The sequence below is a fragment of the Burkholderia sp. S171 genome (genome assembly GCF_009766085.1).
Lineage (GTDB): Bacteria > Pseudomonadota > Gammaproteobacteria > Burkholderiales > Burkholderiaceae > Caballeronia.
In genome coordinates this window covers 1-19,667 of sequence record NZ_LMUF01000075.1, presented here as the reverse complement: position 1 = coordinate 19,667, position 19,667 = coordinate 1, and the positions used below count along the sequence as shown (strand labels likewise).

At 60.1% G+C, this 19,667-nt stretch carries 16 protein-coding genes; 11 read left to right on the top strand and 5 right to left on the bottom strand.

Annotation, left to right across the window (positions count from 1 at the left end; all coding sequences use genetic code 11):
• Window positions 1-8 precede the first annotated feature (8 nt).
• Together GSQ93_RS36750 and GSQ93_RS36745 are read left to right on the top strand one after the other, a co-directional pair.
• On the top strand, window positions 9-3,200 hold the full coding sequence (locus tag GSQ93_RS36750) for an efflux RND transporter permease subunit (RefSeq protein ID WP_158941130.1): 3,192 nt from the start codon (window positions 9-11) through the stop codon (window positions 3,198-3,200).
• 1 nt (window position 3,201) lies between these two features.
• Window positions 3,202-4,836: an efflux transporter outer membrane subunit gene (locus GSQ93_RS36745; protein ID WP_158941129.1), complete on the top strand. Its 1,635-nt coding sequence runs from the start codon at window positions 3,202-3,204 to the stop codon at window positions 4,834-4,836.
• 109 nt (window positions 4,837-4,945) lie between these two features.
• On the opposite strand, the gene GSQ93_RS36740 is transcribed toward GSQ93_RS36745, so the two are convergent.
• The gene (locus GSQ93_RS36740; RefSeq protein ID WP_158941128.1) at window positions 4,946-6,319 is read right to left on the bottom strand and encodes a nucleobase:cation symporter-2 family protein; all 1,374 of its coding nucleotides are present in this window, start codon (window positions 6,317-6,319) and stop codon (window positions 4,946-4,948) included.
• Window positions 6,320-6,765: 446 nt separating this feature from the next.
• Between GSQ93_RS36740 and GSQ93_RS36735 the strand changes: the two genes are divergently transcribed.
• The 3 genes from GSQ93_RS36735 (at window position 6,766) to fghA (ending at window position 10,080) form a co-directional block, all read left to right on the top strand.
• A complete protein-coding gene (locus GSQ93_RS36735; protein ID WP_158941127.1) occupies window positions 6,766-7,989 on the top strand; it encodes an AGE family epimerase/isomerase in 1,224 nt (407 codons plus the stop codon).
• A gap of 58 nt (window positions 7,990-8,047) precedes the next feature.
• A complete protein-coding gene (locus GSQ93_RS36730; RefSeq protein WP_158941126.1) occupies window positions 8,048-9,154 on the top strand; it encodes an S-(hydroxymethyl)glutathione dehydrogenase/class III alcohol dehydrogenase in 1,107 nt (368 codons plus the stop codon).
• Between the two features lie 80 nt (window positions 9,155-9,234).
• Window positions 9,235-10,080 (top strand): S-formylglutathione hydrolase, encoded by an 846-nt coding sequence (gene fghA / locus GSQ93_RS36725; RefSeq protein WP_158941125.1) that lies wholly within the window; start codon window positions 9,235-9,237, stop codon window positions 10,078-10,080.
• A 7-nt stretch (window positions 10,081-10,087) separates the two neighbouring features.
• Here fghA and GSQ93_RS36720 read toward each other — a convergent pair whose 3' ends face one another.
• Genes GSQ93_RS36720 through GSQ93_RS36705 form a run of 4 tightly spaced genes read right to left on the bottom strand, consistent with a single transcriptional unit; the run spans window position 10,088 to window position 12,938 of the window.
• Entirely contained in the window at window positions 10,088-10,279 is a 192-nt protein-coding gene (locus GSQ93_RS36720) for a hypothetical protein (RefSeq protein ID WP_158941124.1), read from the bottom strand.
• Entirely contained in the window at window positions 10,276-11,058 is a 783-nt protein-coding gene (locus tag GSQ93_RS36715; protein ID WP_158941222.1) for a metal ABC transporter permease, read from the bottom strand. The genes GSQ93_RS36720 and GSQ93_RS36715 overlap by 4 nt, the downstream gene beginning before the upstream one ends.
• Window positions 11,051-11,989: an ABC transporter ATP-binding protein gene (locus tag GSQ93_RS36710; protein WP_158941123.1), complete on the bottom strand. Its 939-nt coding sequence runs from the start codon at window positions 11,987-11,989 to the stop codon at window positions 11,051-11,053. The genes GSQ93_RS36715 and GSQ93_RS36710 overlap by 8 nt, the downstream gene beginning before the upstream one ends.
• 52 nt (window positions 11,990-12,041) lie before the next feature.
• Window positions 12,042-12,938: a metal ABC transporter solute-binding protein gene (locus GSQ93_RS36705; protein ID WP_158941122.1), complete on the bottom strand. Its 897-nt coding sequence runs from the start codon at window positions 12,936-12,938 to the stop codon at window positions 12,042-12,044.
• Window positions 12,939-13,366: 428 nt separating this feature from the next.
• On the opposite strand from GSQ93_RS36705, the gene GSQ93_RS36700 reads away from it, so the two are divergent.
• The 6 genes from GSQ93_RS36700 (at window position 13,367) to GSQ93_RS36675 (ending at window position 19,493) form a co-directional block, all read left to right on the top strand.
• A complete protein-coding gene (locus tag GSQ93_RS36700; protein WP_158941121.1) occupies window positions 13,367-14,140 on the top strand; it encodes an L-iditol 2-dehydrogenase in 774 nt (257 codons plus the stop codon).
• A 206-nt stretch (window positions 14,141-14,346) separates the two neighbouring features.
• Window positions 14,347-15,654, top strand: coding sequence for a sugar ABC transporter substrate-binding protein (locus tag GSQ93_RS36695; RefSeq protein ID WP_158941221.1), 1,308 nt, complete (start codon window positions 14,347-14,349; stop codon window positions 15,652-15,654).
• A 205-nt stretch (window positions 15,655-15,859) separates the two neighbouring features.
• Window positions 15,860-16,702, top strand: a complete 843-nt coding sequence (locus GSQ93_RS36690) for a carbohydrate ABC transporter permease (RefSeq protein WP_254074259.1) — start codon at window positions 15,860-15,862, stop codon at window positions 16,700-16,702.
• Window positions 16,699-17,547 (top strand): carbohydrate ABC transporter permease, encoded by an 849-nt coding sequence (locus GSQ93_RS36685; RefSeq protein ID WP_089162953.1) that lies wholly within the window; start codon window positions 16,699-16,701, stop codon window positions 17,545-17,547. The genes GSQ93_RS36690 and GSQ93_RS36685 overlap by 4 nt, the downstream gene beginning before the upstream one ends.
• Window positions 17,548-17,617: 70 nt before the next feature.
• Window positions 17,618-18,322: an HAD family phosphatase gene (locus GSQ93_RS36680; RefSeq protein WP_158941220.1), complete on the top strand. Its 705-nt coding sequence runs from the start codon at window positions 17,618-17,620 to the stop codon at window positions 18,320-18,322.
• Between the two features lie 49 nt (window positions 18,323-18,371).
• Window positions 18,372-19,493, top strand: coding sequence for an ABC transporter ATP-binding protein (locus GSQ93_RS36675; RefSeq protein WP_158941119.1), 1,122 nt, complete (start codon window positions 18,372-18,374; stop codon window positions 19,491-19,493).
• Window positions 19,494-19,667 lie beyond the last annotated feature (174 nt).

Genomic DNA, 19,667 nt, shown 5'->3' with positions numbered 1-19,667 from the left:
CCTGTTTCATGGCAAAGTTCTTTATCGATCGCCCGATTTTCGCGTGGGTGATCGCCATTATTCTGATGCTGGCGGGGATCGCTTCGATCTTCACCTTGCCGGTCGCGCAGTATCCGACGATCGCGCCGCCGGCCATTCAGATCAGCGCTACGTATCCGGGCGCGTCCGCCAGCACGGTGGAAAACACGGTAACGCAGGTGATCGAGCAGCAGATGAGCGGCCTCGATCACTTGCTGTACCTGTCTTCCACCAGTGATGACTCCGGCACGGCCACCATTACGCTGACGTTCGCGGCCGGCACGAATCCGGACATCGCGCAGGTGCAGGTGCAGAACAAGCTGCAACTCGCGACGCCGCTCTTGCCGCAAGCCGTTCAGCAGCTTGGCTCCAAGGTGACGAAGTCGAGCAGCAGCTTCTTGATGGTGATGGCGTTCGTTTCCACTGACGGCAGCATGGGTCGATACGACCTCGCTAACTACGTGGCGTCGAAGGTCGAAGATCCGATCAGCCGTATTGACGGCGTGGGCACGGTGACGTTGTTTGGCTCGCAATTCGCCATGCGGATCTGGCTGGATGCAACCAAGCTGAACAACTACGCGTTGACGCCGCTCGACGTGACGAACGCTGTTGCTGCGCAGAACGTGCAGGTGGCAGGCGGCGGCTTGGGCGGCACACCGGCCGTGCCGGGCCAGATGCTGCAGGCGACCATTACGGAAGCCACGCTGCTGCAAACGCCTGAGCAGTTCGGCAACATCCTGCTGAAGGTGAATCAGGATGGCTCGCAAGTGCGGCTGAAGGACGTGTCGCGCATTGAGCTGGGCGGTGAGAACTACAACTTCGACACGAAATACAACGGTCAGCCGACTGCTGGTTTCGGTATCCAGCTCGCCACGGGCGCCAACGCGCTGAACACGGCGAAGGCCGTCCGCGCGAAGATCGACGACTTGTCGAAGTACTTCCCGCCGGGCCTGGTCGTGAAGTATCCGTACGACACCACGCCGTTCGTGAAGCTGTCTATTGAAGAAGTGGTCAAGACGCTGATCGAAGGGATCGTGCTGGTGTTCCTGGTGATGTACCTGTTCCTGCAGAACCTGCGGGCCACACTGATCCCGACCATCGCCGTGCCGGTCGTGCTGCTGGGTACCTTCGCGGTCATGGGGCTGGTGGGTTTCTCCATCAATACGCTCTCCATGTTCGGGCTGGTGCTCGCCATCGGCTTGCTGGTGGACGATGCAATCGTGGTGGTGGAAAACGTCGAGCGGGTGATGGCCGAGGAGGGACTCTCTCCAAGGGACGCCACCCGCAAGGCGATGGACCAGATTACCGGCGCGCTGGTCGGCGTGGCGCTCGTGCTGTCGGCCGTGTTCGTGCCGGTGGCGTTCTCGGGCGGTTCGGTGGGCGCGATCTACCGGCAGTTTTCGCTGACCATCGTCGCGGCCATGATCTTGTCCGTGCTGACCGCGTTGATTTTGACGCCGGCATTGTGCGCGACCCTCCTGAAGCCGATCGAGAAGGGTCATCACGACGAGAAGAAGGGCTTCTTCGGCTGGTTCAACCGCACGTTCGCGAAGAGCCAGGACAAGTATCACAGCGGCGTGGAGCACGTGATCAAGCGCTCCGGGCGCTGGCTCATCATCTATCTGGTGGTGATCGTCGCGGTGGGTTTCCTGTTCGTCCGCCTGCCGAAGTCGTTCTTGCCTGACGAAGATCAGGGCACGATGTTCGTGCTCGTCCAGGCGCCGGCGGGTTCGACGCAGGAGCGCACGGCCAAGGTGCTTGCCGACGTAACCCACTGGCTGCTGACGGACCAGAAAGACATCGTGGAAGCGGTCTTTACGGTGAACGGTTTCAGCTTCGCGGGCCGCGGCCAGAACTCGGGCCTCGTGTTCGTGCGGATGAAGGATTACGGGCTGCGGCAGCGCGCGGACCAGAAGGTGGGCGCGTTGGTCGGACGGATGTTCGGGCACTTCGCCGGCTATAAGGACGCGATGATCTTCCCGGTCAACCCGCCGTCCATTCCGGAACTGGGCACGGCGTCGGGCTTTGACTTCGAACTGGAGGATCGCTCGGGTCTCGGTCACGCGAAGCTGATGGAAGCGCGCAACATGCTGCTCGGCATGGCGTCGAAAGACCCGACGCTGGCGCAGGTTCGTCCTAACGGCCTGAACGACACGCCGCAGTTCAAGGTGAACGTCGATCGCGAGAAGGCGAACGCGTTGGGCCTGTCGCCGGCGACCATCGACCAGGTGTTCTCGATCGCGTGGGCTTCGTCGTACGTGAACAACTTCCTGGACGTCGATAACCGGATCAAGAAGGTGTACGTACAGGGCGATGCGCAGTTCCGCATGAATCCGGAAGACCTGAACAAGTGGTACGTGCGCAATAGCGCCGGCGCCATGGTTCCGTTCGGTGCATTCGGTTCGGGTGAATGGATCTACGGCTCGCCGAAGCTGGAACGCTACAACGGTATTTCCGCGGTGGAAATCCAGGGTGCGGCGGCTCCAGGCAAGTCGACGGGTCAGGCGATGCAGGCCATTGAAGCGATCGCGGCGAAGCTGCCGGCAGGTATTGGCTACGAATGGACTGGCTTGTCGCTGCAAGAGCGCCAGTCGGGTTCGCAGGCGCCGATCTTGTACGGCATCTCGATCCTCGTCGTGTTCTTGTGTCTTGCTGCGTTGTACGAAAGCTGGTCGATTCCGTTCTCGGTGATCATGGTCGTGCCGCTCGGTATTTTGGGCGCCTTGCTCGCGGCTACCTTGCGCGGACTGGAAAACGACGTGTTCTTCCAGGTCGGCTTGCTGACGACGGTGGGCTTGTCGGCGAAGAACGCAATTTTGATCGTGGAATTCGCACGCGATTTGCGCAGTCAGGGCAGGACCACGGTGGAAGCGGCAATGGAAGCGGCACGCCAGCGGTTGCGCCCGATTCTGATGACGTCGCTGGCATTTATTCTCGGCGTGTTGCCGCTTGCAGTGAGTAACGGCGCGGGTTCAGCGAGCCAGCACGCCATTGGTACGGGCGTGATCGGCGGGATGTTGACGGCGACCTTCCTGGCCATTTTCATGATCCCCATGTTCTTTGTGGTGATCAGCAAAATCAGCCACGACAAGGGTACGCCGCACCACGAACACGACGGCGATGGCAACGGCGGCAATGGTGGCCACGGCGGCACGCCTGCTCCGGCCAAGGAAGGACATTGAGATGCTAAAACACTCCTTGATAGCGGCAGCGGTCGCGCTTTTTGCGGCTGGCTGCACGATGGCGCCGAAGTACGAGCGCCCGGCGGCGCCCGTCGACCAGACGTTCCCGACGGGCGGCATCTATGACAAGCAACCGGACGCAGCGTCGTCGACCGCGGCAAGCGGCTCGGCGCAGGCCAAGCCGGCGGTGGACATCGGCTGGCGCGATTTCTTCGCCGATGCACGCTTGCAGCAGATCGTTGCAATCGCGCTGAAGAACAACCGCGATTTGCGCGTGTCGATGCTCAACGTGGCAGCAGCGCGCTCGCAGTATCAGATCACGCGTGCCGAGTTGCTGCCCACGCTCGACGCAGTCGGGTCGCAGACGAAGTCGCGCACGCCGAAGGATCTGTCGTTCTTCGGACAGACCATTTCGAACCAGTATTCGGTCGGCGTGAATGCGTCCTGGGAAATCGACTTCTTCGGGCGGATTCAAAGCTTGAAGGACCAGGCGCTCGAGCAGTATTTCGCGTTGGCGGAAACACGCAAGGCAGCGGAAATCTCGCTGGTGTCGCAAGTTGCCGACCAGTATCTGACGATGCTCTCGGACGACGATCAGCTCACCGTCACGCGCAATACGTTGAAGACGGCGGACGAGTCGTATCGGATCACGAAGCTGCAATTCGATAACGGCGTGGGCACCGAACTCGACGTGCGTCAGTCAGAGGGCATCCAGCAACAGGCCGCCGCCAACCTGCAGTCGCAATTGCGTCTGCGGGCGCAGGCCGAGAATGCGCTGGTGCTGTTGGTCGGCGAGCCGTTGCCGGCAGATCTGCCGCCGGGCTTGCCGCTCGACAGTCAGAACCTGCTCACCGATATCCCCGCCGGGCTGCCTTCGGACCTGCTGACGCGGCGTCCGGATATTGTGTCGGCGGAGCATTCGCTGCTGGCTGCGAACGCGAACATCGGTGCGGCGCGTGCGGCGTTTTTCCCGAAGATTTCGCTGACGGGTAGCTTCGGGACGTTGGCGCCTTCGCTTGGCACGTTGTTCAAGCCAGGTTCGGCGGCGTGGTCGTTCGCACCGCAAATCTCGATTCCGATTTTCGAGGGCGGCACGAACCTGGCCAATCTCGATTTGGCTCAGATCCAGAAGCGCATCGAGATCGCAAATTACGAGAAGGCGATCCAGACCGCGTTCCGCGAAGTGGCGGACGGACTGGCCGCGCGCGGCACGTACGACGAGCAGATCAAGGCGCTCGAGCGTTATGTGAAGTCGCAGGCTCGCGGGCTGGAGCTGTCGGATATGCGCTATCGCAACGGCGTGGACAATTATCTGAGCGTGCTGACGGCGCAGACGAACCTGTACACCGCGCAGCAGTTGCTGATCACGGCGCGGCTGAACCGGGCGACGAATCTCGTCGATTTGTATCGTGAGCTGGGTGGCGGCTGGGTCGAGCATGCAGGCGATCAGCCACGTCCTTCCGATGCAATGCCGAATTACCGCGATATCGGTACGCCGACGGCGGCTGCCGCTTCCGGGACAACGGTCAGTTCGGCTTCGACAGGCCCTGCAAAGCTGGTGCCGGTGCAGCGTCTGATGCCGGCTGCAAAGCCCCAGGTTGATGCCGACGGGAAAGCAGTGGGATCGGCGGGATAAAGTTGTAGGTGGTTCAGATGTTGAAAAACCGCAGCCTTTTGGGGCTGCGGTTTTTTTTATTCTCTCAGGTCTGTACTAACAGCGATTCGACGATTTGGCTTAACCCGTCTCAATGCTCCGCCTTTGCCGTCCCATCGAAATCCCTTCCGGCATGACGGATCGCACACGTTGCTTCGCGTTCCTTCTTCACCCCGTTGAACACGATGTTCAACAACACCGCCGACACCGATGCCAGCAAGATCCCGCTATGAAGAATGGGTTCCAGCGCATGCGGTAACTGCGAGAAAAACTTCGGCGCGACGACCGGCACGAGCCCGAGTCCAATACTCACCGCGACGATAAACAGGTTGTGGTGGTTCTTGACGAAGTCCACCTTCGACAGCACCTTGATCCCGTTCGCCGCGACCATGCCGAACATCACAATGCCTGCGCCACCAAGCACGAACGGCGGCACCGACGCCACCACCTGCGCCATCTTCGGAAACAGACCAAGCGCCACGAGGATCACACCGCCCGTCGCACAGACGAAGCGGCTTTTCACACCGGTGACGCCAATCAGCCCGACGTTCTGCGAGAACGACGTATGCGGAAACGAGTTGAAGATCCCGCCAATCAGCGTGCCCAATCCATCGACTCTCAGTCCGCGCACCAGCGCATCCTGATCGACCGGACGCTCGACCATGTCGCCGACGGCCAGGAACATGCCCGTCGATTCGATGAACGTCACGAACATGACGATAATCATGGTTGCAATGGAGAGCGGGTCGAAGTGCGGCAGGCCGAAGTGAAACGGCAGCACGATACCGACCCACGGCGCGCTCGTCACGCCGTTGAGATCGACACGCCCAAGCGACATCGCAATCCCGAACCCCGCCACGATACCGAGCAGCACGGAAATATTCGCGATAAACCCGCGTGCAAACTTGTTGATCATCAGGATCAGCGTGAGCACGACAAGCGCCAGCAGCAGATAAACCGGATTGCCGTACTCAGGATTACCGACACCGCCGGCGGCCCAGTTGATGCCCACGCCCATCAGCGACAAACCGATCACCGCGATCACCGTGCCGACCACCACGGGTGGGAAGAATCGCAGCAACTTTCCGATCATCGGTGCTAGAAAAATCCCTACTATGCCCGCCGCGATCGTCGCGCCGAACACATCGAGAATACCGAGCCCCGGATTCGTGCCGATGGCGACCATCGGGCCAACGGCCGCGAACGTGCAGCCCATGATGACCGGCAGGCGGATGCCGAAGATCCAAAGACCTAATGTCTGGATAAGGGTCGCGACACCGCACGAGAACAAATCGGCGCTGATGAGGAACGCGATCTGGTCTTTCGGCAGCTTGAGTGCCGCGCCAAGAATTAGCGGGACCGCGACGGCGCCCGCATACATCACGAGTACATGTTGAATGCCTAGCGTAAGCAACTGGGCGGCGGGTAACCGTTCGTCGCACGGATGAACCTGATTCGATGCCATGTCGTTTCTGTCTCCAATTTTGATCCGAGCGTGTCCCTCGAATTAGAGATTCAAGGTACGTGGCGCAAAAAGCGAGAACAAGTCGACGTTGGCGTATGGCCCCCTTAGCCGCGCTGATATGCCGCGAGTGCCTTAATATCGCGTCTGGCGCAGTGAAGCCACGACTGGCGGGCGAAGGACGATTTGCGTCGCGCCTGGCAGGGCATTCAGATACAAGGCGTGGTTATGATGGTTATCTGCCGCACCGCATAGTCCGTTTTCCGGAGGCGCGGCGCGGGCAGCGGGTAAACCCGCCGCAACCCGTTTTTACCGCCTACTTTTTCTACGAATCTCCATGCGTAACGCGAGCTGGTTTTAATGCACGTTTTCGACCTCCGCTTACACTAACGCCTGCCCTAGCGAATCCAAGCGAATCCACGAGACAGCACGAACAGCCTCATACGACTATGTCCGATACCACCACATCCTCCGCTACCCATCCTGACTTTCGCTCGCGTGAGTTCCTGCTCGATCACGCACTGCGGACCATGACCTTTTATCACCCGCACTGCATGGACCCGGCTGGCGGTTTCTATCATTTCTATAAGGATGACGGCACCCTCTACGATCGCAAGTCGCGGCATTTGGTGTCGAGCACGCGCTTCGTTTTCAACTACGCAATGGCGTACAAGCACTTCGGCCTCGACGAGTACCGCGGCGGCGTGCGTCATGGCATTGAATACCTGCGCGAGTTTCATCGTAATCCGCAGACCGGTGGTTACGCGTGGACGCTCAACGGCCGCGACGTCACCGACGCCACCAATCATTGCTACGGCCTCGCGTTCGTCGTGCTGGCGTATGCGAAGGCTCTGGAAGCCGGATTCGAAGAAGCGCGCGGGTACCTTGAAGAAACCTGGGACCTGATGGAAACGCACTTCTGGGACGCGGCACACGGCCTGTACAAAGACGAAGCGAGTGCGGACTGGGTGGTGTCGGACTATCGCGGACAAAATGCCAACATGCATGCCTGCGAAGCGATGCTTGCTGCGTTCGAGGCGTCGCAGGATGTGCGTTATCTGGACCGTGCCGCGCTGCTCGCGGACAACATGGTGAATCGTCAGGCTACGCTTGCCGGTGGCCTGGTCTGGGAGCACTACAAGCCGGACTGGTCGGTCGACTGGGAATACAACAAGGGCGACAAGACGAACATCTTCCGGCCGTGGGGATTCCAGCCGGGCCACCAGACCGAATGGGCGAAGCTGCTGTTGATTCTCGACCGGCATCGTCCGGACCCATGGCACGTCACGCGTGCCCGGGAGTTGTTTGATCGTGCGCTGGAATTTTCGTGGGACGACGAACACGGCGGCATGGTTTACGGCTTCGATATCAAGGGCGAGTTCTACGACGAAGACAAGTATTTCTGGGTCCAGGCAGAGTCGCTGGCCGCCGCCGCGTTGCTAGCCGATCAAGCCGCACAAGTGGGTGACACGGCTACGGCAACGCGTTACTGGACCGATTACGACCGTCTGTGGGCGTATAGCTGGGACCATTTCATCGATCACAAATGGGGCGCGTGGTACCGGATACTCGCCCGCGACAACACGAAATACAGTAACGAAAAAAGCCCGGCCGGCAAGGTCGACTATCACACCATGGGCGCATGCTACGAAGTACTAAACGTTGTGTCCTGAGATAGTTCGACGCACCGCCTGCCCACTCGGAATCAACGATCAACGAAAGGAGTCAGACATGAAGACCAAAGCCGCTATTGCATGGGAAGCCGGAAAGCCGCTCACCATCGAGGAAGTCGATCTCGAAGGGCCGCGCGCCGGTGAAGTGCTGATCGAAGTGAAAGCGACCGGCATTTGCCATACCGATTACTACACGCTCTCGGGCGCTGATCCGGAAGGCATCTTCCCGGCCATTCTTGGGCATGAAGGCGCGGGTATTGTGGTCGATGTCGGCCCGGGCGTGGGTACGTTGAGGAAGGGCGATCACGTCATTCCGCTCTATACGCCAGAGTGCCGGCAGTGCAAGTTCTGCCTGTCGCGCAAGACCAATCTGTGCCAGGCCATCCGCTCGACGCAAGGCCGTGGCCTGATGCCGGATGCTACGTCGCGCTTTTCCATCGGCGGGAAGCCGTTGTTCCATTACATGGGGACATCGACGTTTTCGAACTACATCGTCGTGCCGGAAATCGCGGTGGCGAAGGTCCGTGAAGATGCGCCCTTCGACAAGATTTGCTACATCGGTTGCGGCGTGACGACGGGTGTCGGCGCGGTCGTGTATTCGGCGAAGGTCGAGGCCGGTGCAAACGTGGTGGTGTTCGGACTCGGCGGCATTGGCTTGAACGTGATCCAGGGCGCGAAGATGGTGGGTGCCGACAAGATCATTGGCGTCGATATCAACCCGCGCCGCGTGGAACTCGCGAAGAAGTTCGGCATGACGCACTTCGTCAACCCGAACGAAGTGCCGAATGTAGTCGATCACATCGTTCAGCTTACCGATGGCGGCGCGGACTATTCGTTCGAATGTATCGGCAATACGAAGGTGATGCGCCAGGCGCTGGAATGCACGCACAAGGGCTGGGGCCAGTCGTTCATTATCGGCGTGGCAGCGGCGGGCGAAGAGATCAGCACGCGGCCGTTCCAACTGGTCACGGGCCGTGAGTGGAAGGGCTCGGCGTTTGGTGGTGCACGCGGACGTACCGATGTGCCGAAGATTGTCGACTGGTATATGGAAGGCAAGATCAATATCGACGATCTGATTACGCATACGCTGCCGCTCGAACGCATCAATGAAGGTTTTGACTTGATGAAGAAGGGCGAATCGATCCGCTCGGTGGTGTTGTATTAAGCGTATTAAGCGAAGCGCGAGCTCGGGCAGCACGCCAAAAACGGCGCGCTGCCTCGGCGAAAAAAAGAAGAGGTGAAGCAATGCTGGAACTTGTGGAAGAACATCGGTGCTGGGGCGGCGTGCAGCGGACCTACAAACACGACTCGCAATCGATCGGCTTGCCGATGCGGTTTTCGGTGTTTTTACCGGCCCAGGCATCGACAGGAAAAGTGCCCGCGTTGTTTTACCTCGCGGGCCTCACTTGCACGGAAGAGACCTTTCCGATCAAGGCTGGCGCGCAGCGTTATGCGGCTGAGCATGGCATCGCCTTGATCGCACCGGATACGAGTCCGCGTGGTGCGGGCGTGCCAAACGAAAGTGCTGCGTGGGACTTCGGCGTGGGTGCGGGTTTTTACGTCGATGCCACGCAGGAACCGTGGGCGCGCAATTACCGGATGTACTCGTACGTGACACAGGACCTTCGCGCGGCGGTGCTTGCGGAATTGCCGGTACGTGAGGATCGGCTGGGTATTTTCGGGCACTCGATGGGCGGTCACGGCGCGCTGGTTCTCGCCCTGAAGAACCCCGACATTTATAAGTCGGTGTCCGCGTTCGCGCCGATCGCTGCGCCTTCGCAATGCCCTTGGGGCGCGAAGGCGTTTTCAGGCTATCTCGGCGAGGATCGGGAAACGTGGAAGCAGTATGACGCGAGCGAACTGGTCAAGAACGCAGCGTCGAAATTTGAAGGAGGGATTTTGATCGACCAGGGTCTCGCCGATAACTTCCTCGCAGCGCAGCTGCATCCGGAGATTTTCGAAGCGGCGGCGAAGGCGGCAGGGCAGGCGGTGACCGTGCGCAGGCATGATGGCTACGACCACGGGTATTACTTCATCTCGACGTTTATCGGCGAGCATATTGCGTTTCATGCACGGACGCTGTGTGCTTGAGAGTGGGTCAGGCGGAAGCGCGTGGTGCGCTTTCGCTTTCTGTTTCATCGCCTGCACTTTCAATCGGCTCTTCCCACCCGTCGAACGGTTCACGGGCGGAGATCCCTTGATTGCGGTCTTCCATACTCAGAAAGTCCGCGGGCACGTCAAGGTCTTTAAGTAACGCGAAGAACTCATCCCAGTCAGCGCTTCGATTCATTTCCGTCCCAACAAACTCAACCCATAAACCCCGGCTGCCAGGATCGTGATCCAGAAGCTGGTCGGCCAGTCGGTGTAATACGCCAGCGTCAATCCCAACCACGCTTGTCCCAATGCGAAAACCGCTGCGAGCAGCACGCCGGTCGACAGCCGCGTCGCCACGTTTTGCGCCGCCGCGGCCGGGCCCACCATCAGCGCGAAGACCAATAAAACGCCTACTATCTGCGTCGATGCCGCCACTGCCAGCGCCGTGATCGCAAGAAACAGGATGGACACGAGGCGCAGCGATACCCCTTTGGCTTCGGCCAGTTCCGGTTGCAGCGAAGCGAACAACAACGGCCGCATGATGATCGCGAGCGCCCCGAGGCTGACCACCGCGAGCCCTGCCAGCACCACCAGCGTTTCGTGGCTCACACCGAGCACATTGCCGAACAGCAGCGCAGTCGCCTGACTCGCATAAGCGGTAAAGAAGTGAAGAAACAACAAACCAAACCCGAGCGACAACGTCAAAATCACGCCGATAGCGACATCGCGTCCGGTCAGCTTTTCGCCGAGCGCGCCCATGCCGATACCCGCCGCGAGCGTAAAGCCGATCATGCCCCAGAGCGGCGACATGCCGACCAGCACGGCGCCGGTCGCGCCGGTAAAACCCACGTGCGATAACGCGTGACCCGCGAAGGTCTGACCGCGCAGCACGAGGAAGTAGCCGACCACGCCCGCGAGCACCGCGACAATCCCCGACGCCGCGAAGGCGTTTTGCATGAACTCGTATTCAAACATCGTGGGAATGCGTTCCGGTGTGGTGAGCGTGACCGTGGCCATGATCGTGTCCGTGATCATGATCGTGGGAATGAGAATGGCCTTCGGGACCGTCTTCGTGCGCGTGATCGAGCTTGTCGACTTCCACGTCGCCGGCCATCACGAAGATGCGGCCGTTCACGCGCATCACGTCAATCGGCGATCCATATAGCTGCGATAAAACCGGCTTCGTGATGACTTCATCGATCGTACCGAGCGCCGCCCGCCCATTGCCGAGATACAGCACCCGGTCGATAGAGTTAAGCAGCGGGTTGAGTTCGTGCGCGGAGAACAGCACGGTAATGCCGAGTTCGCGCTGCACGCGCCGCACGAGATCGACCACGCCGGTTTGATGGCGCGGATCGAGGCTGATCAGGGGTTCATCGAGGAGCAGGAGTTTCGGATCGCCGAGCAGGCATTGTGCGAGCAGCAATCGCTGCCGTTCGCCGCCCGACAACTCGGACAACGGCCGCGTGGCGAGGGTCTTGCCGCCGACCAGATCGAGCACGCGATCGACATCGGCACGCGCTGCGGCGCTCGCGCGTGGCAGGCCCCAGCGATGCCCATCGGCGGCCATCGCAACGAAATCGCGGCCGCGCAGATGCCGGCCGGCAAGACCGCTGCGCGTCTGGGGCATGTAGCCAACTGACGGATTGCCCCGCACGACCGCCGCGCCGTTCACGCGAATCGTTCCCTGCGATAACGGCAGCAACCCGAGCATCGCGCGCATCAGCGTGGTCTTGCCGGCGCCGTTAGGACCCAGCACGCCGATAAATTCACCCGCCGCGACGCTGAAGCTGGCGTCTTTCAAGATCGAGCGCCCGCCCAGCTCAAGCGCGACGTGCTCGACCTCAAGCGCGCCAGCTTTATCGCGCTTCGAAGCTGTGCCTAGGGCCGTGTCCGGAGCCGTCATTGCAACGCGCCCGAAAGCGCGATCGTTCTGATGCTTCTATTGCCACATCCCGTCATTGTGTCTTTCCCTGCAGCGCAACCGACAACGCGTCGAGCTGCGACGTCATCCATGTCTGGAAGGTCTTGCCGGCGGGCAGCGTCTCGGTGACGCTGATGCTCGGCACGTGTGAATCGTGGGCCACTTTCAACATGCGCTTCGTGAGTGCTTCCGTCGCCTGGCTGTTATAGATCAGCACGTGCACGCGACGCTCGCGCAGATCCTTTTCGAACGCAGCGATATCCGTCGCGCTCGGTTCCGTGTCGTTCATCGCCGCGAGCTGGAAGCGGTTGTTGCGCATGTCGAGGCCGATCGCATCCGACATATAACCGAACACCGGTTCCGTTGCTGTCACGGGTACGCCCTTGAACTGGCTTTTAAGCGCGGCAACCTTGTCGTCGATGGGTTTCACCGAAGCCAAAAACGTCGCCAGACGCGCATCGTAGTCAGCCTTGTGCGCCGGGTCCGCCTGGACGAGATATTGACTCACTGCTTTCGCCACCGTCGGCATCGTCGCCGGGTCGTACCACAGATGCGGATTATCGCCGGATTTCTTGCCCATCAGTTGCGCCGCGACGATCGTCGTTCGCCCTTTGCCCTTCGATGCCGACAGCAGCTTGTCCATCCACGGATCGTAGTCGGCGCCGTTATACACGACGAGCGCCGCATTCTGCAACGCGCGGGCGGTCTTCGGGCTGGCTTCGAACAGATGCGGATCTTCGTCGGGGTTGCTCAGGATGCTCGTCACCTGGACATGATTGCCGCCGAGCTGACGCACGACATCGCCGTAGAAATTCTCGGCCGCGACCACCGGCACCACGCCCGTGGACGCCGTTTGCGCCGTGGCTGTGCTGCAGAAGCTGGCATATAAAAGGGCGGCGCTGGTCAGGATGGCGGCGGCAAGCTTGCTCATGGTGTTTCCTGGAATGAGGGTGGATAGAGGCTGACGATGTGCGTATCGGGTGCTGCTGCTCGCTCGCCGCCAAGCATGGCGACTGCGATGGGGCACTCCGCTATGACCGGTCAAGTCGACCGCGATGATATAACGTATCAATCCCTTTTGCACCCGCCAGCGTATTACGAAAGCCTGTCTGATCCTCTTTCCCGACACCTTCCGATTCCCCGCAAACCCGCGCCGGTTGGGGTTTTCCCGCGGTTTTGAGGTGCTTTGCGCGCCGCACCATCGAAACATGACGGCGTGCCTTGACACCGCCTCATACCTCGCCGATCATTCGACCAACCAGAGAGCAAATGATCACGCAAAGAGCGTTCGCTCACCAAAACGTGTTTCAAGCGTGCAATTTTTCAAGTAGTCGAATCAAAGACGAACCGGAGACAACCGTGAGACTGCAGGACAAGGTAGCAATCGTGACGGGTGCGGCAAGCGGGATTGGCGAAGCGGTCACGAAACGATTTCTGGACGAAGGCGCGAAGGTTGTCGTCGTCGATCTGAAAGACGAAAGTGAGTTGGCGCAGCGTTTCCCGGAAGGCGCCGGGCGCGTGCTGGCTTTGAAGGCCGATGTCACGAAGCGCGAAGACCTGGAACGTATCGTCTCGTCAGCCGTCGAGAAGTTTGGCGGCATCGACATCCTGTTTAACAACGCGGCGCTCTTCGACATGCGCCCGATCCTCGACGAAGCCTGGGACGTCTTCGACCGCCTGTTCTCGGTCAACGTGAAGGGCATGTTCTTCCTGATGCAACTCGTGGCGCAACGTATGGTGGAGCAGGGCCGGGGCGGCAAGATCGTGAACATGTCGTCGCAGGCGGGACGTCGCGGCGAAGCGCTAGTTTCCCACTATTGCGCAACCAAAGCCGCCGTGATCAGCTACACGCAATCAGCCGCGCTGGGTCTCGCGCAACATGGCATCAACGTGAACAGCATCGCACCAGGCGTAGTCGATACCCCGATGTGGGAGACGGTCGATGCCCTCTTCGCGAAGTACGAAAACCGCCCGCTCGGCGAGAAAAAACGGCTGGTTGGCGAAGCCGTACCGCTCGGCCGCATGGGGCTGCCGAACGACCTGACGGGCGCGGCACTGTTCCTCGTATCGTCGGATGCGGACTACATCACGGCACAAACATTGAACGTGGACGGCGGCAACTGGATGAGTTGAAGGCATGCCCTGGATGCTGCGCACGCACGCATGTATCAGGACGCCGCCGCAGTGAAGATCACATTAGCGAAAGTCATTAAAGCAACACCTGTACTACCCGAGTATCGACTGCTTCAAGCAACGCAACGCAAGACCAGCGCCCGTGCTAACGATAAAGGAGACGAAACAACATGAAACGCGCCAACTTCACCCTCAAGAACCTGCCGATGCGCTCGCTCGCACTCGCTGCATTCACCGTTGCCGCCATTGCACCAATCGCAGCCAAGGCCGCAACCGTGACGATCGCTACGCTTAACAACCCGGACATGATCGAGTTGAAGAAGCTGTCGCCGGCATTCGAAAAAGCGAATCCGGACATTCAACTGAAGTGGGTCATTCTGGAAGAAAACGTGCTGCGCCAGCGGGCCACCACCGACATCACCACGAACAGCGGTCAGTTCGACGTGATGGCGATTGGCACGTACGAAGCGCCGCAGTGGGGCAAGCGCGGCTGGCTCGCGCCAATGGACAACTTGCCGGCCAGCTACGATCTCGACGACGTGGTGAAGACCGCCCGCGACGGCCTCTCGTATAACGGCCAGTTGTACGCGCTGCCGTTCTACGTCGAAAGCTCGATGACGTATTACCGCAAGGATCTGTTCGAAGCAGCCGGCCTCAAGATGCCCGATCAGCCCACCTACGACCAGATCAAGCAATTCGCCGACAAGCTCACCGACAAATCCAAAGGCCAGTACGGCATCTGCCTGCGCGGCAAAGCGGGTTGGGGCGAGAACATGGCGTTTTTCTCAACCGTCGTGAATACGTACGGCGGCCGCTGGTTTGACGAGAAATGGCAAGCTCAACTGAATACCCCGGAGTGGCACAAGGCCCTCACGTTCTACTCGGACCTGCTTAAGACCGACGGCCCTCCGGGAGCCAGCTCGAATGGTTTCAACGAGAACCTGACGTTGATGTCCTCGGGCAAGTGCGCAATGTGGATCGACGCGACGGTGGCGGCGGGCATGTTGTACAACAAGGCGCAATCGCAAGTGGCTGACAAGATTGGCTTCGCGGCAGCGCCGGTCGCGGTCACGCCGAAGGGCAACCACTGGCTGTGGTCGTGGTCGCTTGCGATTCCGAAAACCTCGAAATCGCAGGACGCCGCGAAGAAGTTCGCGACCTGGGCTACGTCGAAGGAGTACATCGAACTGGTTGCGAAGGACGAAGGCTGGGCCTCGGTTCCGCCGGGCACGCGCAAGTCGACCTACGCCAATCCGGAATACAAGAAAGCGGCACCGTTCGGCGACTTCGTGCTGAGCGCAATCGAATCGGCGAGTCCGACCGATGCAACGCTGCAAAAGGTGCCGTACACCGGTGTTCAGTTCGTCGGGATTCCTGAATTCCAGTCGTTCGGTACCGTGGTTGGTCAGTCGATCGCCGGTGTGGTCGCCGGACAGACGACTGTTGACGCCGCGCTGACAGCTGGCAACGCCGCAGCCAATCGTGCCGTGAAACAGGCCGGGTACCAGAAGTAAGGGCCCGAAGCAGCAACTTGTTGCGCCTAATGTAGGACAGCGGGCCGCGCCGCTTCTGTGAAGAAGCGTCTAGCGCGCGGCCTGCGCATCATCATCGAGAGGTGACACGATCATGAGTCAACTTAATCCCCCCCTCACAGACGGTTACGCGGAATCCAACGCCGCGCGTGACAAGAAGCGCGCGAAGTCGGTTCGCTGGCTCATCATGCCGTCGACTGCTGTACTGTTCTTGTGGATGGCCATTCCGCTCGCGATGACCATCTGGTATTCGTTCTCTCGATACAACCTGCTCAACCCGGATGTCAAAGGGTTTGCCGGGCTCGAAAACTATGAATTCCTCGCGACTGATCCGGCTTTCCTTCCGTCGATTGTTCACACGTTGACGCTGATCGGATCGGTGTTGGCGATCACCGTGATTGGTGGCGTGCTGTTGGCCGTGCTGTTCGACCGCAAGTTTTACGGTCAGGGCATTGCGCGGTTGCTGGTGATTGCACCGTTCTTCGTCATGCCCACGGTCAGCGCGCTGATCTGGAAGAACATGATCTTGCATCCGGTGTATGGCCTGATTGCGGCGTTGATGCGATCGTTAGGACTTCAGCCTATCGACTGGTTTGGCGACTATCCGCTCTTTGCGGTGATCGTGATTGTTGCGTGGCAATGGCTACCGTTCGCATTCCTGATTCTGTTTACCGCAATCCAGTCGCTGGACCAGGAGCAGAAGGAAGCGGCGCGCATCGACGGCGCCGGTGCGTTTGCCATGTTCTTCTACATCACGCTGCCGCACTTGAAACGCGCCATAGCCGTGGTGGTGATGATGGAAACCATTTTCCTGCTCTCCATCTTTGCTGAAATCTATACGACGACCGGCGGCGGTCCAGGCACTGCGACCACCATCTTGTCGTACTTGATCTACGCGCTTGGCCTGCAGCAATTCGACGTCGGCCTGGCTTCTGCCGGCGGCATCCTGGCGGTCGTGCTGGCGAACGTCGTTGCGTTCTTCCTGGTGCGCATGCTCGCGAAGAACCTGAAAGGGGAGTACGAATCATGAGCCATCCCGTTACCGCAACAACGTCCGTGCCGATCCTCGACACGCTCAAGCGCGGCGTGCTGGGCGTGATCGCGTGGCTGTTCGCACTGCTGCTGTTTTTCCCGATCTTCTGGATGACCATCACGGCATTCAAGACCGAGCAGCAGGCGTATTCGTCGTCGCTGATCTTCACGCCGACGCTGGACAGTTTCCGCGAGGTGTTCGCGCGCAGTAACTATTTCGCGTTTGCGTGGAACTCCATCCTGATCTCGGTTGGTGTCACGGTGATCTGCTTGTTGTTCGCCGTGCCGTGCGCTTACGCAATGGCGTTTTTCCCAACGAAGAAAACGCAGAAAGTACTGCTGTGGATGCTCTCGACGAAGATGATGCCGTCGGTGGGTGTGCTCGTGCCGATCTACCTGCTGTGGAAAAACACCGGCATGCTCGACACCGTGTGGGGGTTGATCATCGTCTACACGCTGATCAACTTGCCGATCGCCGTCTGGATGTCCTACACGTACTTTAACGAAATCCCGCGCGACATCCTGGAGGCCGGGCGTATAGATGGCGCGGCGACGTGGCAGGAAATCGTCTATCTGCTGATGCCGATGTCGCTGCCCGGGCTCGCGTCCACCGCGTTGCTGCTTGTGATCCTGTCGTGGAACGAGGCGTTCTGGAGCATCAACCTGTCGAGTTCGAACGCGGCGCCGCTGACGGTGTTCATCGCGTCGTATTCGAGTCCTGAAGGTTTGTTCTGGGCCAAGCTCTCGGCGGCTTCACTGCTGGCCGTGGCGCCGATCCTGATTGTCGGCTGGTTGTCGCAGAAGCAACTGGTGCGCGGCCTGACCTTCGGCGCGGTGAAATGAAGTGGAACCCGAGGTGGAACGCGAGGTCGATCCAGTGAACCTGAACTTGTCCCAAGCCGGCGTACCGGGCGTGCTCGCTCCAGCAGATGCCCTCGACGGGCATCTGCTGATCTGCGACTGCGACGGCGTATTGATCGACAGCGAAGCGATTGCGGGACGCGTGCTCGTGCAGGAAATGCAGGCGCTCTGGCCCGGTGTGGATGCCGAGCCGATCGTCACGCCGCTGCTCGGGCTGCGGATTGAAACGGTGCTGCTGCGCACGGCTGAAGCACTGGGCCGGACGCTCGATGCAGCCCAGATCGACGCAATCCGGGTGGTCGTGGAAGCCGCGGCCGTGGAAGGGCCGGCAGTCGATGGAATCGAGGCCGCGCTGGCCGCGATTTCCTTGCGCAAGGCTTGCGCGAGCAACAGCTTTACGTCGTATGTGGAAGCCGTGCTGAACCGCACGGGCCTCGTGCGGTTTTTCGGTGAGCATCTGTTTTGCGCCGATAAAGTGCCGAACCCGAAACCCGCGCCCGACGTGTACCTTGCGGCGGCGCGGACCATGCGGGTCGCACCGGAACGCTGCGTGGTGGTTGAAGACAGCGTGACCGGCGTCACCGCGGCGGCGGCGGCGGGCATGACCGTGCTCGGTTTCCTGGGCGGCGGTCATGCAACTGAAGGGCAAATTGATGCGCTGAAACGTGCTGGCGCAAGTGTCGTGTTCGACGAGATGGGACAACTCCCCGTGCTCGTTGGACAGTGGCTGCAAAACGCAAGCTTCGAACTGCCGTGAGCCTCTTGCTCGCAGAAAACGAAGCCAAGTTAAAGACGGAGACTCCATCATGGCAAGCCTGAATCTGCGTAACATCAACAAGCGCTACGAAGAAACGGAAGTGATTCGCAGCGTGAACCTCGATATCGCGGACGGCGAGTTCGTCGTGTTCGTGGGCCCAAGCGGTTGCGGTAAATCCACGCTGATGCGGATGATCGCCGGGCTGGAAGATATCACCGGCGGCGACCTGACCATCGACGGCGTGCGCGTGAACGACGTGCAGCCGGCCAAGCGCGGGATTGCGATGGTGTTCCAGTCGTACGCGCTGTATCCGCACATGACGCTGTACGACAACATGGCGTTTGGTTTGAAGCTGGCCGGCACGAAGAAGCCGGAGATTGATGCAGCGGTGCAGCAGGCCGCGAAGATCCTGCACATCGATCATTTGCTTGATAGGAAGCCTAAGCAATTGTCGGGTGGCCAGCGTCAGCGGGTCGCGATCGGCCGTGCGATCACGCGCAAGCCGAAGGTGTTCCTCTTCGACGAACCGCTGTCCAACCTTGACGCCGCGTTGCGCGTGAAGATGCGCCTGGAGTTCGCGCGGCTGCACGACGAGCTCAAGACCACGATGATCTACGTAACGCACGATCAGGTGGAGGCCATGACGCTGGCTGACAAGATCGTGGTGTTGTCGGCGGGGAACGTGGAGCAGGTCGGAACGCCTAACCAGCTTTATCACGCGCCGCAGAACAAGTTCGTGGCGGGTTTTATCGGCTCGCCGAAGATGAATTTCTTTAACGCCGAAGTTACGCAGGTGTTAAGCGATGGTGTGCTGGTGAAGTATGCGACGGGTGAGACTCAACTGACGGCGGTCGAGCCGGGTAGTGCGAAGGTCGGCGATTCAGTGACGGTCGGGATTCGTCCGGAGCATTTGCATGCAGGGACGGCGGCGACGGTGGAGCACGGGGTATCGGCGAAGACGATGGCCGTGGAGTCGCTCGGCGATGCCGCGTATTTGTACTCGGAGTCGACGGTGGCGCCGGAGGGGATCATTGCCCGGATTCCGCCGTTGGAGCGCCATTCGCGTGGTGAAGTGCTGAAGCTTGGTGCGTTGCCGGAGCATTGCCATTTGTTTAACGCTGAGGGGATTGCGTATCGGCGGAAGATTGTTGAGGTGTTGTCGGCAGCGTGATGGGGGTGTTTGCTCGCGCCGGTGGACGGGTTTAGGTCGGCGTTGGCGGTCGGGGTCAATGCCGGGTTGCTGCTCTCAGGGTTAGTGGTCTGCAAGAGTCGGATTTTCTCTTTATCACTGTTAGCCACTGTGCGTGGCGGCACGTCATTTCTGATATGACTTTCCGTGTCAAGC

Coding starts and splice junctions, on each gene's coding strand:
- GSQ93_RS36750 (WP_158941130.1), top strand. CDS start 9: ATGGCAAAGTTCTTTATCGATCGCCCGATTTTCGCGTGGGTGATCGCC.
- GSQ93_RS36745 (WP_158941129.1), top strand. CDS start 3,202: ATGCTAAAACACTCCTTGATAGCGGCAGCGGTCGCGCTTTTTGCGGCT.
- GSQ93_RS36740 (WP_158941128.1), bottom strand. CDS start 6,319: ATGGCATCGAATCAGGTTCATCCGTGCGACGAACGGTTACCCGCCGCC.
- GSQ93_RS36735 (WP_158941127.1), top strand. CDS start 6,766: ATGTCCGATACCACCACATCCTCCGCTACCCATCCTGACTTTCGCTCG.
- GSQ93_RS36730 (WP_158941126.1), top strand. CDS start 8,048: ATGAAGACCAAAGCCGCTATTGCATGGGAAGCCGGAAAGCCGCTCACC.
- fghA (WP_158941125.1), top strand. CDS start 9,235: ATGCTGGAACTTGTGGAAGAACATCGGTGCTGGGGCGGCGTGCAGCGG.
- GSQ93_RS36720 (WP_158941124.1), bottom strand. CDS start 10,279: ATGAATCGAAGCGCTGACTGGGATGAGTTCTTCGCGTTACTTAAAGAC.
- GSQ93_RS36715 (WP_158941222.1), bottom strand. CDS start 11,058: ATGTTTGAATACGAGTTCATGCAAAACGCCTTCGCGGCGTCGGGGATT.
- GSQ93_RS36710 (WP_158941123.1), bottom strand. CDS start 11,989: ATGACGGCTCCGGACACGGCCCTAGGCACAGCTTCGAAGCGCGATAAA.
- GSQ93_RS36705 (WP_158941122.1), bottom strand. CDS start 12,938: ATGAGCAAGCTTGCCGCCGCCATCCTGACCAGCGCCGCCCTTTTATAT.
- GSQ93_RS36695 (WP_158941221.1), top strand. CDS start 14,347: ATGCGCTCGCTCGCACTCGCTGCATTCACCGTTGCCGCCATTGCACCA.
- GSQ93_RS36690 (WP_254074259.1), top strand. CDS start 15,860: ATGCCGTCGACTGCTGTACTGTTCTTGTGGATGGCCATTCCGCTCGCG.
- GSQ93_RS36685 (WP_089162953.1), top strand. CDS start 16,699: ATGAGCCATCCCGTTACCGCAACAACGTCCGTGCCGATCCTCGACACG.
- GSQ93_RS36675 (WP_158941119.1), top strand. CDS start 18,372: ATGGCAAGCCTGAATCTGCGTAACATCAACAAGCGCTACGAAGAAACG.